This window comes from Pseudomonas syringae (assembly GCF_021606685.1).
Taxonomy (GTDB): domain Bacteria; phylum Pseudomonadota; class Gammaproteobacteria; order Pseudomonadales; family Pseudomonadaceae; genus Aquipseudomonas; species Aquipseudomonas syringae_R.
This window is the reverse complement of the sequence record NZ_WKCB01000118.1, coordinates 1-12,379: the sequence shown is the minus strand read 5'-3', so window position 1 is coordinate 12,379 and position 12,379 is coordinate 1. Positions and strand designations below refer to the sequence as shown.

The 12,379-nt window shown below is 62.4% G+C and carries 13 protein-coding genes; 8 read left to right on the top strand and 5 right to left on the bottom strand.

Going from position 1 to position 12,379, the window contains the following annotated elements:
* The first annotated feature begins 256 nt into the window (after window positions 1-256).
* From GIW02_RS25995 to GIW02_RS27080, 3 genes are all read left to right on the top strand, one after another.
* Complete coding sequence (locus tag GIW02_RS25995; RefSeq protein ID WP_236418155.1) at window positions 257-802, top strand: hypothetical protein; 546 nt, start codon at window positions 257-259, stop codon at window positions 800-802.
* A 72-nt stretch (window positions 803-874) separates the two neighbouring features.
* Entirely contained in the window at window positions 875-1,087 is a 213-nt protein-coding gene (locus GIW02_RS25990; RefSeq protein ID WP_236418154.1) for a hypothetical protein, read from the top strand.
* Between the two features lie 11 nt (window positions 1,088-1,098).
* Window positions 1,099-1,233, top strand: coding sequence for a hypothetical protein (locus tag GIW02_RS27080; protein WP_268935624.1), 135 nt, complete (start codon window positions 1,099-1,101; stop codon window positions 1,231-1,233).
* Here the strand turns inward: GIW02_RS27080 and GIW02_RS25985 are convergent.
* The 5 genes from GIW02_RS25985 to GIW02_RS25965 all read right to left on the bottom strand — a co-directional run bounded on the left by GIW02_RS25985 (window position 1,224) and on the right by GIW02_RS25965 (window position 5,800).
* Complete coding sequence (locus GIW02_RS25985; RefSeq protein ID WP_236418153.1) at window positions 1,224-2,591, bottom strand: cation:proton antiporter; 1,368 nt, start codon at window positions 2,589-2,591, stop codon at window positions 1,224-1,226. The genes GIW02_RS27080 and GIW02_RS25985 overlap by 10 nt on opposite strands.
* 67 nt (window positions 2,592-2,658) lie before the next feature.
* Window positions 2,659-2,799: a hypothetical protein gene (locus tag GIW02_RS25980; protein WP_236418151.1), complete on the bottom strand. Its 141-nt coding sequence runs from the start codon at window positions 2,797-2,799 to the stop codon at window positions 2,659-2,661.
* A gap of 23 nt (window positions 2,800-2,822) precedes the next feature.
* Window positions 2,823-4,082 (bottom strand): EAL domain-containing response regulator, encoded by a 1,260-nt coding sequence (locus GIW02_RS25975; protein ID WP_236418148.1) that lies wholly within the window; start codon window positions 4,080-4,082, stop codon window positions 2,823-2,825.
* A 9-nt stretch (window positions 4,083-4,091) separates the two neighbouring features.
* On the bottom strand, window positions 4,092-4,475 hold the full coding sequence (locus GIW02_RS25970) for a response regulator (protein ID WP_236418146.1): 384 nt from the start codon (window positions 4,473-4,475) through the stop codon (window positions 4,092-4,094).
* Entirely contained in the window at window positions 4,460-5,800 is a 1,341-nt protein-coding gene (locus GIW02_RS25965; RefSeq protein WP_236418144.1) for a sensor histidine kinase, read from the bottom strand. Before GIW02_RS25965 ends, GIW02_RS25970 begins: the two co-directional genes overlap by 16 nt.
* 314 nt (window positions 5,801-6,114) lie before the next feature.
* Here GIW02_RS25965 and GIW02_RS25960 point away from each other — a divergent pair, with 314 nt between their 5' ends.
* The 5 genes from GIW02_RS25960 to xylB are packed head-to-tail and all read left to right on the top strand — an operon-like array spanning window position 6,115 to window position 12,089.
* A complete protein-coding gene (locus tag GIW02_RS25960) occupies window positions 6,115-7,647 on the top strand; it encodes a sugar ABC transporter ATP-binding protein (RefSeq protein ID WP_236418142.1) in 1,533 nt (510 codons plus the stop codon).
* A complete protein-coding gene (locus GIW02_RS25955; protein WP_236418141.1) occupies window positions 7,640-8,617 on the top strand; it encodes an ABC transporter permease subunit in 978 nt (325 codons plus the stop codon). Before GIW02_RS25960 ends, GIW02_RS25955 begins: the two co-directional genes overlap by 8 nt.
* Window positions 8,618-8,651: 34 nt before the next feature.
* A complete protein-coding gene (locus tag GIW02_RS25950) occupies window positions 8,652-9,584 on the top strand; it encodes an ABC transporter substrate-binding protein (RefSeq protein WP_236418140.1) in 933 nt (310 codons plus the stop codon).
* A gap of 26 nt (window positions 9,585-9,610) precedes the next feature.
* Complete coding sequence (locus GIW02_RS25945) at window positions 9,611-10,603, top strand: LacI family DNA-binding transcriptional regulator (protein ID WP_236418139.1); 993 nt, start codon at window positions 9,611-9,613, stop codon at window positions 10,601-10,603.
* 16 nt (window positions 10,604-10,619) lie between these two features.
* Window positions 10,620-12,089, top strand: a complete 1,470-nt coding sequence (xylB, locus tag GIW02_RS25940; RefSeq protein ID WP_236418138.1) for a xylulokinase — start codon at window positions 10,620-10,622, stop codon at window positions 12,087-12,089.
* The last annotated feature ends 290 nt before the right edge of the window (window positions 12,090-12,379 follow it).

Sequence of the window (12,379 nt, the reverse complement as noted above, 5' to 3'; positions counted from 1 at the left end):
GGCGTTTCGTGGGGGGCCGAGTGCGGCGCGTGGCGGCGGGGCGGCGCGGCGGCGTGCAGCGGCGTGACTCCCGTTTTTTGCTTGGGCCCCCCACCCACCCCACGCTCGCACACCCCCTTCGCCACAAATGCCCACCGGGTACAACCAATCCGCTCATCACTCGGGCATGGGGTGCTCCAAATTGGTGCGCGAACAAACTGAACTTCGCACCGCCGCGATTCTTCTAAAGGGTCTCAGCCCAGCAGGGAGCACGGATGTGCCCAGAATCATTTCACCCGACACCCCCGAATCGAACCTGACCGATCACAGCGAACATAACGCCAAGATCTTCGGTTCGCCCAAGGACCGTTTGGACTTCTATCGCCGCGAGATCCAATACGAAACGTCTATCCTGGCCAACCGAACCGACGCTTACCTCACGGCGCAGTCGTTCCTGGTGATCGCGTTTGTCTCGGGCATGGGCAACCTCAACCCGGAGTGGGGCAAGCTGTTCACCCTGGTGGTGCCGGTGTTTCTGGCCTTGCTCGGCATCCTCAGCTCGCTGAATGCCTGGCCGGGCATCCGGGCCGCTTACGAAATCATCGACCACTGGCATTACAAGCAGAGCGAACTGCTGCGCAGCGAGCCGGTGATGGGTATGGCGTACGATGAATCGCCGCTGTTTGCCGAGATGGAGTCCTCCCACAAGGGCTATCGCAAGTCGCTGCTGTTCTCGATGCGTGCGCCCTGGCTGTTCATGGTGTTCTGGGTGTTGCTGGGGGCCTACGCGTTTTACATCCAGGTCGATAACCCGGGTTCCTAAGCAATTGGAACTTCGCCCTTGCGCGCATGACCTTACCTTTACGCAGTCTGCGTTTTTCAACCGAGGTGACCCATGAGCACAGACAACGATCCCCAAGTCAGCAACCGCAACGATCCGGCCATCGACGGCGGCGAGCCGGCGCCCGGCACTGCTGCCGACGCGCCGAAAGATCCAAAGCCCGCCAGTGACCCCAGGGCCAAGGAAAACGACTACAGTCCAGACTTCAAGCCCGAGCCCGAGGTCAAGCCTGAAACCGATGCTGACATCGATACTCAAGGCGGTTAGAGGAGACGATCATGTCCAAAGAACTCGATGACGAACTCAACGACCCAGGCAATGAAGACCCGGGCTCGCTGATGGATGATGCAGAAGTGCCGCTCAACGATCTGGATGAAGCGGCGGATGTGGGCAATACCCAAGATCAGGACTGAGTGGTTACCTGTTGAGCTTTCGCCTTGGCACGTCGTTCATACCACACCAGCATCGGCTGGGTACTGAGGCCATGAACGACGATGCTCAAGGCGATCACCGACAAGGTCAGGTTCACCGCCACCGCGCTGCTGGTACCGATCAACCCGTGGTTGAGCGCGTAGAACAGGTAGTAGATGCTGCCGATCCCACGAATCCCGAACCAGCCCATCAAGCCGCGTTGCTGGCGATCGACCAGGCTGCCCCAGGGCATCGCGCAGACGCTGAACGGTCGGATCACACAGAACAGCAACGCCGCGAGCGGCAGTGCGCGCCAGTCCCAATGGCTGACCAGCACGATGCCCAACAGCGTGACCAGAAACACCTCCATCGAGCGCTCCACCAGGCTGCCGAACGAGAGCATGTCGCCCATCATCACGCCGGCGGCGATTTGCGTGTCCGCCAACTGGCTGACATCGCCTTGCAGCGCACGCTCGGGTTCCACCTCCAGATGGCCCACCACCGGCAAGGCCAAATGCTCCGACGGCGTCTGCGCGCTGCCTGTGGACCTGAACTCCGCCTGACGCAGGCCCAGCCCGGCAGCGAACACCGACAAAAAGCCATAACCACCCACGGCCTCAGCCACCACGTAGGCCAGGGCAATCAGCGCCAGGGTCAGGTAGTCGTTGGGGGATAACGTGCTGTCGGCATTGGTGATGCGCAGCCACAAGGTCACACGGCCGATGCCTCGGCCCATCCAGTAGCCGATCAGCAGCCCGGCGGGCACCGCCCACAGCAGATTCTTGAGCGCCCAGCCACCTAGCCAGTCACCGTCAAACCCGCCGTGCTGCATGAACAGCAGCGCAAAGATGACAAACGGAAAAGCCGTACCATCGTTCAGACCGGCCTCACCGGACAGCCCGAAACGCAGCGCGTCGTAGTCCTGGGCATTGTTGACCTGCACCAGGCCGGCCAACACCGGGTCGGTGGGTGCCAGAATCGCGCCGACCAGCAGTGACACGCCCCACGACAACTCGAACAGGTAATGCAGTGCCAGGCAGGTGCCCAGGATGGTCAACAACATCACCGGTCCGGCCATGCCAAACGCGATGCGCCAGGTGCGGTGCTTGAGCGGCAGGCGCAGCTTGAGCCCGCTGACAAACAGCGAAAACAGCACTGCGACTTCCGTGAGGTGTTCCATCCAGCGCGCCGAGTCCTGGATGTCCAGGTGCAGCAGGTCTACGCCCAGTGGGCCGATGCCCACACCCAGCAACAAGCACACCGCCGAGGTGGTCACCGGCATCCAGCGCAGGAAAGAAGAGGTGAGGGCGAGGGTGAGCAACACCGCGCCCAGTACGGCCAACCATAGGATAAAAGTCATCAAGCGTGTTCCGGGCCGTGGTCTATCCGCGTTGGAGGGCCATGGCCAGGCACAGGTTCAATATGGTTCAAGCCCAATCAAAATGGGCCATATTGGCTTTGCCAAATTTCTTAGGTTGGGAGTTGATCGGCGCCGTTACACGCTTGGGCGTGCTACCGATATCGCCGATGGTTATTTCAATGGTTGCGCCAGGCGTCTTCTCAATCATTGGCGCCATCAGCCGATCAACGATTACACGCCCAGTAAGCCACGTTTTTCCAGCAGCAAACGTTCAAGCTCCTGCATCGGCAACGGCCGGCTGAACAGGTACCCCTGGATCTGATCGCAGCCCGCGGCCTTCAAGAAGGCCAGCTGCGCCTGGGTTTCGACGCCTTCGGCGACGACGCGCAGGTTCAGGCTGTGGGCCAGCTCGATGATGGTGCGGGTGATCGCCGCGTCCTGGGGGTTGCTGGTCACTTCGCGAATGAACGCGATGTCGATCTTGAGCGTGTCGATGGGAAAACGGCGCAGGTACGCCAGGCTGGAATAGCCGGTGCCAAAGTCATCAATCGAGATCTTCACGCCCATGGCGCGCAGGCGTTGCAGGCCGGCGATGGTGTGCTGGGTGTTTTCCATCAGCGAGCCTTCGGTCAGCTCAACCTCCAGCCAGTGGGGATCAACGTCGTGGCTGGCCAGAATCAGCGCGATATCGGCAATCAGGTCACCCTCGATCAACTGGTGGCCGGAGACGTTCACCGAGACTTCCACCGCCCCAATCGCGCTGCGCTGCCACGCGGCGATCTGTTGGCACACCCGGTCGATCACCCAGCGCCCGACCGGCACGATCAGCCCGAGGCTTTCCAGCACTGGCACGAACACCGCTGGCGATACCGCGCCGAAGCCGGGCCGATCCCAGCGCAGCAAGGCTTCGAGGGCACACACGGCCCCGCTGGCCAGCTCGACCTTGGGTTGGTAATGCAGTGTGAACTCATCGCGTTCAACGGCATGGCGCAAGGCTTTTTCCAGGTCGATACGCGCCTGGTCATGCACGTTCATCCGCACGTTTTCGTCGCTGTGCTGCGACAGCTGTTGTTCAAGCCTGCGGCTGTGCTGTTGCAGCTGGTCGCCGTGGGCCTTGAGCCGCAGCAGGTTGCGCACCCGCAACCATAGCTCGACGCGTTCCACCGGTTTGCTGATGAACTCCTCAGCGCCGGTTTCCAGGCCGCTGAGCCGCGCGCTGGATTCGCTCAAGGCCGAGAGCATGATGATCGGGATATTCGCCGTCGCCGGGTTGCCCTTGAGCTGGCTGGCGACTTCATAGCCGTCCATGCCCGGCATCATGATATCCAGCAGGATCAGGTCGGGCGGTTGTTGCGCCACCAACTGCAAGGCTTCTTCGCCGTTGCTCGCGCTCAGGGTCTGGTAGCCCTCGTGCTGCAGCAGGGTTTCCAACAGCTTGCGAACCTGGGGTTCGTCATCAACGATCAACAGCGTTGCGGGTGAGCTGGCCATGGAGAGAACTCATGCGAGAGGTGTAATGGTGGGGTTCAGCAGTGCGTCGATCACCTGGTACAGCTCCTTGTAGCGCAAGGGCTTGATGACATAGGCGTCGCAACCGGCCAGGCGGGTTTTTTCGCGGTCCTCCTTCATGGCCATGGCGGTCAGGGCAATCACCGGGATGTGCGCGGTCTGCGGGTTTTGCTTGAGCAGTCGGGTTGCTGCCAGGCCGTCCATGCCTGGCAATTGAATGTCCATCAGGATCAGCGCCGGCTGATGTTCGCGGGCCATGGTCAGGCCGGTTTCGCCGTCGGCGGCCCATAGTACGCTGTGGCCGGCATTCACCAGCAGCAGGCGGGCCAGGCGCATATTGGCCTCGTTGTCTTCGACGATCAGGATTTCAGCCATGTGGCCTCCGTTGCCCGGTGCAGCGGCAGCCACACCACAAAGCGTGCGCCGAGGCCTGCACGGCTGGCCACAGCGACGCTGCCGCCGTGCAGGTCGGTGAGTTGCTTGACCATCGCCAGGCCCAGGCCGGTGCCCTCGAATTTGCGCGCCAGGCTGCTGTCGATCTGGCTGAACGCCTTGAACAGCTTGCCCATGTCATCCGCGGCTATGCCGATGCCGGTATCGCTCACGCTCAGTTCCAGAAATTGCTGGTGGGCGCTGGGCAGCAGGGCAAAGCTGTGCACTGGCCAGTCGCCCGGCACCTGGCCAACCTGCGCGCGGCTGACCTCGCGCACCGCCAGGGTCACCGAACTGCCGTGCTCGCTGAATTTGACCGCGTTGGCCAACAGGTTGTAGACGATCTGCTTGGTCTTGCGCAGGTCCAGTTGCAGGCAACCGAGGTCACCCTGGCTGTCGAGCTTCAATTGGATGCGCTGCAGGGCGGCCTTTTCGCGCACGATCAGCAAGCTGTTGGCCAACAGGCCTGCCAGCTCTACGGCTTCCAGCTCCAGGTCCATCATCCCGGCCTCGACCTTGGACAGGTCGAGAATGTCGTTGATCAGCGAGAGTAAATGCTGGCCGCTGGTGAAGATGTCGCCGATGTATTCGCGCTGCACCTCGCTCATGTCCCCGACCAGGCCGTCCTTGAGCGCCTCGGAAAAACCGATGACTGCGTTCAGCGGGGTGCGCAGTTCATGGGACATGGTGGCGAGGAACTCCGACTTCATATGGTTGGCGTGTTCCAGCTCCAGGTTCTTTTCCTCCAGGGCGCGCTCGAAGCCTTTGCGCTCGGCCTCTTCCTGTTTGCGTGCGGTGTTGTCGGTGCCGATGAGCAGGTAGCCGATGATCGTGTCGCTGCGGTTGCGCAACGCGGTGACCGAGACCATGGCTGACAAGCGGCTGCCGTCCTTGCGGATATAGGTCAGCTCGTAGATGTCTTCGATGCCACGCGAGGCCTTGAACACCAGGGCTTCGAACCCCGGGGTAATCGGCGTGTCGAGTTCCAGGCTGAGGGCGGCGGCGCGGGTTATCAGTTCGGCAGGGTCGGAGATGTCGGCGGGGGTAATGCGGTTGACCACATCGGCGGCGGCATACCCGAGCATGCGTTCGGCGCCGACGTTGAAGATCTGGATCACGCCTTTTTCGTCAGTGGCGATGCTGGAAAAGTACGCGCTGTTGAAGATAGCGTCCTGCAGCGCGCCGGTCTTGAGCAGGGTTTTCTGGCGTTTGAATTCAACGATTTTTTCGGCGCGTGATTGCGTGGTGCTGGGTAGAGGTGTGTCCATCGCTTGGGCGTTCCGTGATGTTCAGGCCCGCCGTCGTCGATTGGCGAGGGCGCAGAGCATGCTCACAGAAGATCGCTGGGAGGCGATGAGGAGGAGATGAGGTCTTTGGACAATAGCAGAGATTTTGCAGTTCAGAGGGGTATAAGCACTCTTTTGAATGGGCTTTCACTCATTTAGATACATTCGGTGATTGTTCGCTGATGAAACGTTTCACTAATCGATTAATGGGGCATGCAAGCGCTTGCGTAAGCAAATGTATCTGCATTAGAGTCGCCGGCAACGACTACAAAAATAATAAATCCAGGAGCTCATCCATGAGCCTTGAACCCTTGCTCGAGATGCAGGGCATCAGCAAAACCTTCAACGGTTTGCGTGTGCTCAAAGCTGTCGGCCTCAAAGTCTACCCAGGCGAAATCCACGCCTTGATGGGCGAGAACGGCGCCGGCAAATCCACCCTCATGAAGATCCTCTCCGGCGCCTACCAGGCCGACCCCGGCGGTGAAATCCGCATTGACGGCCAGCCCGTCGCCACCTTCGACCCCGCCACCGCCAAAGCCCTCGGTATCGCTGTGATCTATCAGGAGCTGAGCCTGTGCCCCAACCTCAGCGTGGCCGAGAACATCTACCTGGGCCGCGAACTGCGGCGTGGCTGGACCATCGACCGCAAGGGCATGCAAGCCGGCTGCGCTGAGGTGCTGCAACGCCTGGGCGCCGAGTTCGGCGCCGCGACCCCGGTGAGCAGCTTGTCGATTGCCGAGCGCCAACTGGTGGAAATCGCCCGTGCGCTGCATGCCCACGCCAGGATCCTGGTCATGGACGAACCGACCACGCCGCTGTCGTCGCGCGAGACGGATCGGCTCTTCGCGCTGATCAAGCAATTGCGCAGCCAGGGCCTGGCGATTATTTATATCAGCCATCGCATGGCCGAGATTTATGAGCTGTCGGACCGCGTTTCAGTGCTGCGTGACGGCCAATACATCGGCGAGCTGACCCGCGACGCGTTGTCGGCTGAAGTGCTGGTGAAAATGATGGTTGGCCGCGATCTCTCCGGCTTCTATAAAAAACAGCATGCCGCCTACAACCCCGGCAACGTGGTGATGCGCGTGCGCGATATGGCCGACGGCAAGCGCGTGCGTAATTGCAGTTTCGACCTGCATGCCGGTGAGGTGCTGGGCATTGCCGGGCTGGTGGGGGCAGGGCGCACTGAGCTGGCACGCTTGATCTTCGCCGCCGACCCGCGCACCTCCGGCACCCTGGAGGTGGTGGGCAAGACGGTCACCCAACTGCGCACCCCGGCGGACGCGATTCGCGCAGGTGTGGTGTACCTCACCGAAGACCGCAAGGCCCAGGGGCTGTTCCTCGACATGAGCGTGGCCGACAACATCAATGTCTGCGCGTGTGTGCCGGATGCCCATGCCGGCGGCGTGCTCGACCGTGGCCATGCGGCGCAGCGCGCGAATGACGCGATCAAGTCCCTGTCGATTCGTGTGGCTTCGGGCAAGGTCAATGTCGGCGCGCTGTCCGGTGGTAACCAGCAGAAGGTCTTGCTGGCGCGGCTGCTGGAGGTCAAGCCGCATGTGCTGATCCTCGACGAGCCTACACGGGGCGTGGACATCGGCTCCAAGTCCGAGATCTACCGCATCATCAATCAACTGGCCGAGGCCGGTGTGGGCATTGTGGTGATTTCCAGCGAGTTGCCGGAAATCATCGGCACGTGCGATCGCGTGTTGATCATGCGTGAAGGCCAGTTGGTGGCCGAAGTCGGCGGGGCGTCCGGCCACGTCATTTCCCAGGAACGTATTATTGACCTCGCCACCGGTGGCGATCAGGTGGTTGCCCATGGCTGATTCGATGATTGCAACAACAGGCAAGGCAGAGCGCGTGCGTGAACTGATGCGCACGGTGGGCATGCTGCCAGTGCTGATCCTGTTGCTGGTGGGCTTTGCCCTGGCCAGCGAAAACTTCCTGACGATGCAAAACCTGTCGATCATCACCCAGCAGGCATCGGTCAACGTGGTGCTGGCGGCCGGCATGACCTTTGTGATTCTCACGGCGGGCATCGACCTGTCGGTCGGCGCGATTCTCGCCGCCTCGGCGGTGGTGGCGCTGCAGGCGTCGATGTCGCCGCAGTTCGGCATGTTCGGGATCGCCGCCGGGATCGGCTTCGGCCTGTTGCTGGGCCTGGTCAACGGTGGCTTGATCGCCTTTATGCGTCTGCCGCCGTTTATCGTCACCCTTGGAGCACTGACCGCCATGCGCGGGCTGGCGCGCCTGTTGGCCGATGACAAAACCGTGTTCAACCCCGACCTGCCGTTTGCCTTTATCGGTAATGAATCGATCCTTGGCGTGCCTTGGCTGGTAGTGATCGCCGTGGCAGTGGTGGCGCTGTCGTGGTTCATCCTGCGCCGCACGGTGATGGGCGTGCAGATTTACTCGGTAGGCGGCAACCCGGAAGCGGCGCGCTTGTCGGGGATCAAGGTGTGGAAGGTGCTGTTGTTCGTCTACGCGATGTCCGGTGCGCTGGCCGGGCTTGGCGCGGTGATGAGTGCCTCGCGCCTGTTTGCCGCCAACGGCCTGCAATTGGGGCAATCCTACGAGCTGGACGCGATTGCCGCGGTGATCCTCGGCGGCACCAGCTTTACCGGCGGCGTGGGCACTATCGGCGGCACCCTGATCGGTGCGCTGATCATCGCCGTATTGACCAATGGCCTGGTACTGCTGGGGGTCTCGGATATCTGGCAATACATCATCAAGGGCATCGTGATCATCGGCGCGGTGGCGCTGGATCGTTATCGCCAATCCGGCGCGCGCACCTGATTTCATTCATACAACAATCACAAGAGAGCACCCCATGAACCTTAAACGCATGTTTCCCGTCCTGGCCTTGGCTGCCCTGATGTCCCACGTGGTCGAGGCGCGCGAGTTGAAAGCCCTCGGTATCAGCATGGGCTCGCTGGGTAACCCGTATTTCGTGACCCTGGCCGACGGCGCCAGTGCCCGTGCCAAGGAGTTGAACCCCAACGTGAAGGTCACCTCGGTGTCGGCCGACTATGACTTGAGCAAGCAGTTTTCGCAGATCGATAACTTTATCTCGTCCAAGGTCGACCTGATCCTGATCAACGCCGTCGACCCTTCCGCCATGGCCTCGGCCATCAAGAAAGCCCGGGATGCCGGGATCGTGGTGGTGGCCGTGGATGTGGACGCCAAAGGCGTGAATGCGACAGTGCAGACCGACAACGTCGAAGCCGGCAAGCTGGCCTGCCAGTACCTGGTGGACAAGCTTGCGGGCAAGGGCAATGTGATTATCCAGAACGGCCCGCAGGTCACCGCCGTGACCGATCGCGTCAAAGGCTGCAAGGCTGCGCTGGCCGCCGCGCCACAGATCAAGGTGCTGTCCGATGACCAGGATGCCAAGGGGTCGCGCGAAGGCGGGTTGAACGCGATGCAGGGTTACCTCACGCGCTTCCCGAAAATCGACGGTTTGTTCGCGATCAACGACCCGCAAGCCATCGGCAGCGACCTCGCGGCCAAGCAGCTCAAGCGCAGCGGCATCATCATTACCTCGGTGGACGGCGCGCCGGATATCGAGAATGCGCTCAAGACCGACACGCAGATCCAGGCGTCTGCCAGCCAGGACCCCTGGGCCATGGCCCAGACGGCGGTGGATGTCGGCAATGACCTGCTCAATGACAAAGCCCCGGCCCAAGCGGTTACCCTGCTGACGCCAAAACTGATCACCCGCGAAAACGTCGGCACCTACAGCGGCTGGTCGAGTAAACATTGATCTTTTTGAGGTAAGGGGAACGCGCCGTGGTCACCATGGATGACGTGGCAAGCAGGGCGGGGGTGTCGTCGTCGACCGTGTCCCATGTATTGAACGGTACGCGCAAGGTCAGCCCGGCTACGGTGCTTGCGGTGCAGCGCGCGATCCAGGAACTGGGGTATATCCCCAACACCCTGGCGCGCTCGCTGGCCCGTTCCAGTACCAGCACGATTGGCGTGGCGATTTCGGCGCTGTCCAACCATTACTTCAGCGAGACGGTGCACGCGATTGAAACCGAGTGCGCCAAGCACGGCTACATGATGCTGTTTGTCGACACCCACGACGACCCCGAGCAGGAGCTGCGGGTGGTCACGGCGCTGCATCACCGGCGTGTCGACGGCGTGCTGCTGGCGCCGTCGCCCGGCTCGCGGGCCCTTGCGTACCTGCAGGCCAACGAGGTGCCGACGGTGCTGGTGGACCGCATGATGAGTGCGCAATTCGACCAGGTCGGGGTGGAGAATACGGCGTCCACCCAGGCCCTGGTCACTCACCTGATTGAACACGGGCACCGTCGTATCGGCTTTATCGCCGGGCGCGCGGGGCTTGGCACTACCGATGAACGCGTGGCCGGCTATCGCGCGGCGTTGCAGGCGGCAGGCCTGGCATTTGAACCGCAGCTGCTGGTCAACGGCGGCTCCGACAGTGAGCCGGCGCGCCAAGCCACGGCGCAATTGCTGGCCTTGCCGGTGCCGCCCACCGCGATCATGGCCGGGAATAACCTGATGACCCTCGGCGCCATGCACGCCTTGCGTGATGCGCAGATGGAAGTACCCGGGCAGATGGCCCTGGTGGGCTTTGATGACTTTGACTGGGCGGATTTTTTCGTGCCCCGCCTGACCTTGATTGCCCAGCCGATCAAGGCTCTGGGCGCGCGCGCGGTGCACAGGCTGCTGCAACGCATGGCGGCGCCCGAGGCACCGACTGAAAGTGTGCGCCTGGCGCCGACCCTGCAAGTGCGTAATTCATGTGGCTGTCTTTGATTGGAATGACCTGCGTATGAGCAATCCTGTATCCCTCGGCATCGACCTCGGCACCTCGGAACTCAAGGCCATCCTGATGGACGCCGATGGCAGCGTATTGGCCCACGCCGGTGTGCGCCTGAACGTGTCGCGGCGCCGTAGCGGCTGGTCCGAGCAGGCGCCGCAGGACTGGTGGCTGGCCTGCCTGCAAGCGCTCGAGCAACTGCGCAGCCACGCGGCCTATGCCCGTGTGGCGTGCATCGGTTTGTCGGGGCAGATGCACGGCGCGGTTGTATTGGGCGAGGACAACCGCGTGTTGTACCCGGCGATCCTGTGGGACGACTCACGGGCCATGGCCGAGGCTGACAGCCTCGGCGTGGCGTTTGCGGACGTGACCGGCAGCTTGCCCATGGCCGGGCTGACCGCGCCAAAACTGCTGTGGCTGCAGCGCATCGAACCCGAGGTGTTCAGCGCCATCGACTGTGTGCTGTCGCCCAAGGATTACCTGCGCTTGTGCTTGAGCGGGGAGCGTATCAGCGAGATGTCCGATGCCGCCGGCACCTTGTGGCTGGATGTGGCGCAACGCCAATGGTTCAGCCCCATGCTGCACGCCACCGGCCTTGCGCTGCGGCAAATGCCGCGGTTGGTGGAGGGCGGTGCGGCGAGTGCGGTTGTCAGTGCTGAAGTGGCGGCGCGCCTGGGCTTGCCGCCCGGGGTGGTGGTGGCCGGTGGCGGTGGCGATAACCCGGTGGCAGCCGTGGGGATCGGCGCGATCAACGCCGGGGACGGGTTTATCACGCTGGGCACCAGTGCGGCGATTGTGGCGATCACCGACCACGCGGCGGGCAACCCGGCCAGCGCCGTGCACAGCTTCTGCCACGCGCTGCCCGACCGCTGGTACACCATGGGGGCCATGCTGGCCGGTGCCAGTTGCCTGCGCTGGGTCACGCGGTTGGTGGGCATGGTCGATGAGCAAACACTGCTCGATCAGGTTGAGGCGCAACTGCCGGTCACGCAACCGGTGCCGCTGGACACGCCGTTGTTTCTGCCGTACCTCGCCGGCGAGCGGACCCCGCACAACGACCCGTTGTTGCGCGGCGGTTTTATGGGCCTGGGCCACGACTGCAGCCCGGCCATGCTCGGTTATGCGGTGATGGAAGGTGTGGGTTTTGGCCTGCTCGATGCGTTACGCGCGGTGCAATCGACCGGTGCCGACGTCACCGCCTGCGCGCTGGTGGGGGGCGGTGCACGCAGCGTGTACTGGGCGCAGTTGCTGGCAAATATTCTGCAACGGGAAATCTACACCTTGCACGGCAGCGAATTGAGCGCGTGTGTGGGGGCGGCGAAGCTGGGGTTTTTGGCGATCGGGCAGGGGCAGGATTTGCTGGCGTCGGGTATGCCGGTTAAAGCGCGGTATTGGCCGGATGCCGTGCATCAGGCGGTATTGGAAGCGCGCTACCGCAAGTTCCAGGGGTTACTCGCCGCGGCGAAAGCCCTGCACGACTGATCGCGGGGCCACTGCGGCAAAAGTGCCAGTCTTGGCTAGCCGGTTTGTAATGGCTGGTAGGTTTTTGGTGGCTAGTAGGTTTTTTGTGGCGAGCGGGCTTGCCCGCGTTGGGGCGCGCAGCGGCCCCAAAACCATTCAACCGAAATCCAGCTGAAGAATTACGGTGAGTCCATTGGGGCTGCTGCGCAGCCCAACGCGGGCAAGCCCGCTCGCCACAATAAGCTCGAAAGCCACAACAAGCGCGCTCGCCACAGAGGTTTGGGGCTGTCTGAAACATGTGGGCCATTTTG

Coding starts and splice junctions, on each gene's coding strand:
- GIW02_RS25950 (WP_236418140.1), top strand. CDS start 8,652: ATGAACCTTAAACGCATGTTTCCCGTCCTGGCCTTGGCTGCCCTGATG.
- xylB (WP_236418138.1), top strand. CDS start 10,620: ATGAGCAATCCTGTATCCCTCGGCATCGACCTCGGCACCTCGGAACTC.
- GIW02_RS25965 (WP_236418144.1), bottom strand. CDS start 5,800: ATGGACACACCTCTACCCAGCACCACGCAATCACGCGCCGAAAAAATC.
- GIW02_RS25985 (WP_236418153.1), bottom strand. CDS start 2,591: ATGACTTTTATCCTATGGTTGGCCGTACTGGGCGCGGTGTTGCTCACC.
- GIW02_RS25970 (WP_236418146.1), bottom strand. CDS start 4,475: ATGGCTGAAATCCTGATCGTCGAAGACAACGAGGCCAATATGCGCCTG.
- GIW02_RS25975 (WP_236418148.1), bottom strand. CDS start 4,082: ATGGCCAGCTCACCCGCAACGCTGTTGATCGTTGATGACGAACCCCAG.
- GIW02_RS25980 (WP_236418151.1), bottom strand. CDS start 2,799: ATGATTGAGAAGACGCCTGGCGCAACCATTGAAATAACCATCGGCGAT.
- GIW02_RS25960 (WP_236418142.1), top strand. CDS start 6,115: ATGAGCCTTGAACCCTTGCTCGAGATGCAGGGCATCAGCAAAACCTTC.
- GIW02_RS25955 (WP_236418141.1), top strand. CDS start 7,640: ATGGCTGATTCGATGATTGCAACAACAGGCAAGGCAGAGCGCGTGCGT.
- GIW02_RS27080 (WP_268935624.1), top strand. CDS start 1,099: ATGTCCAAAGAACTCGATGACGAACTCAACGACCCAGGCAATGAAGAC.
- GIW02_RS25990 (WP_236418154.1), top strand. CDS start 875: ATGAGCACAGACAACGATCCCCAAGTCAGCAACCGCAACGATCCGGCC.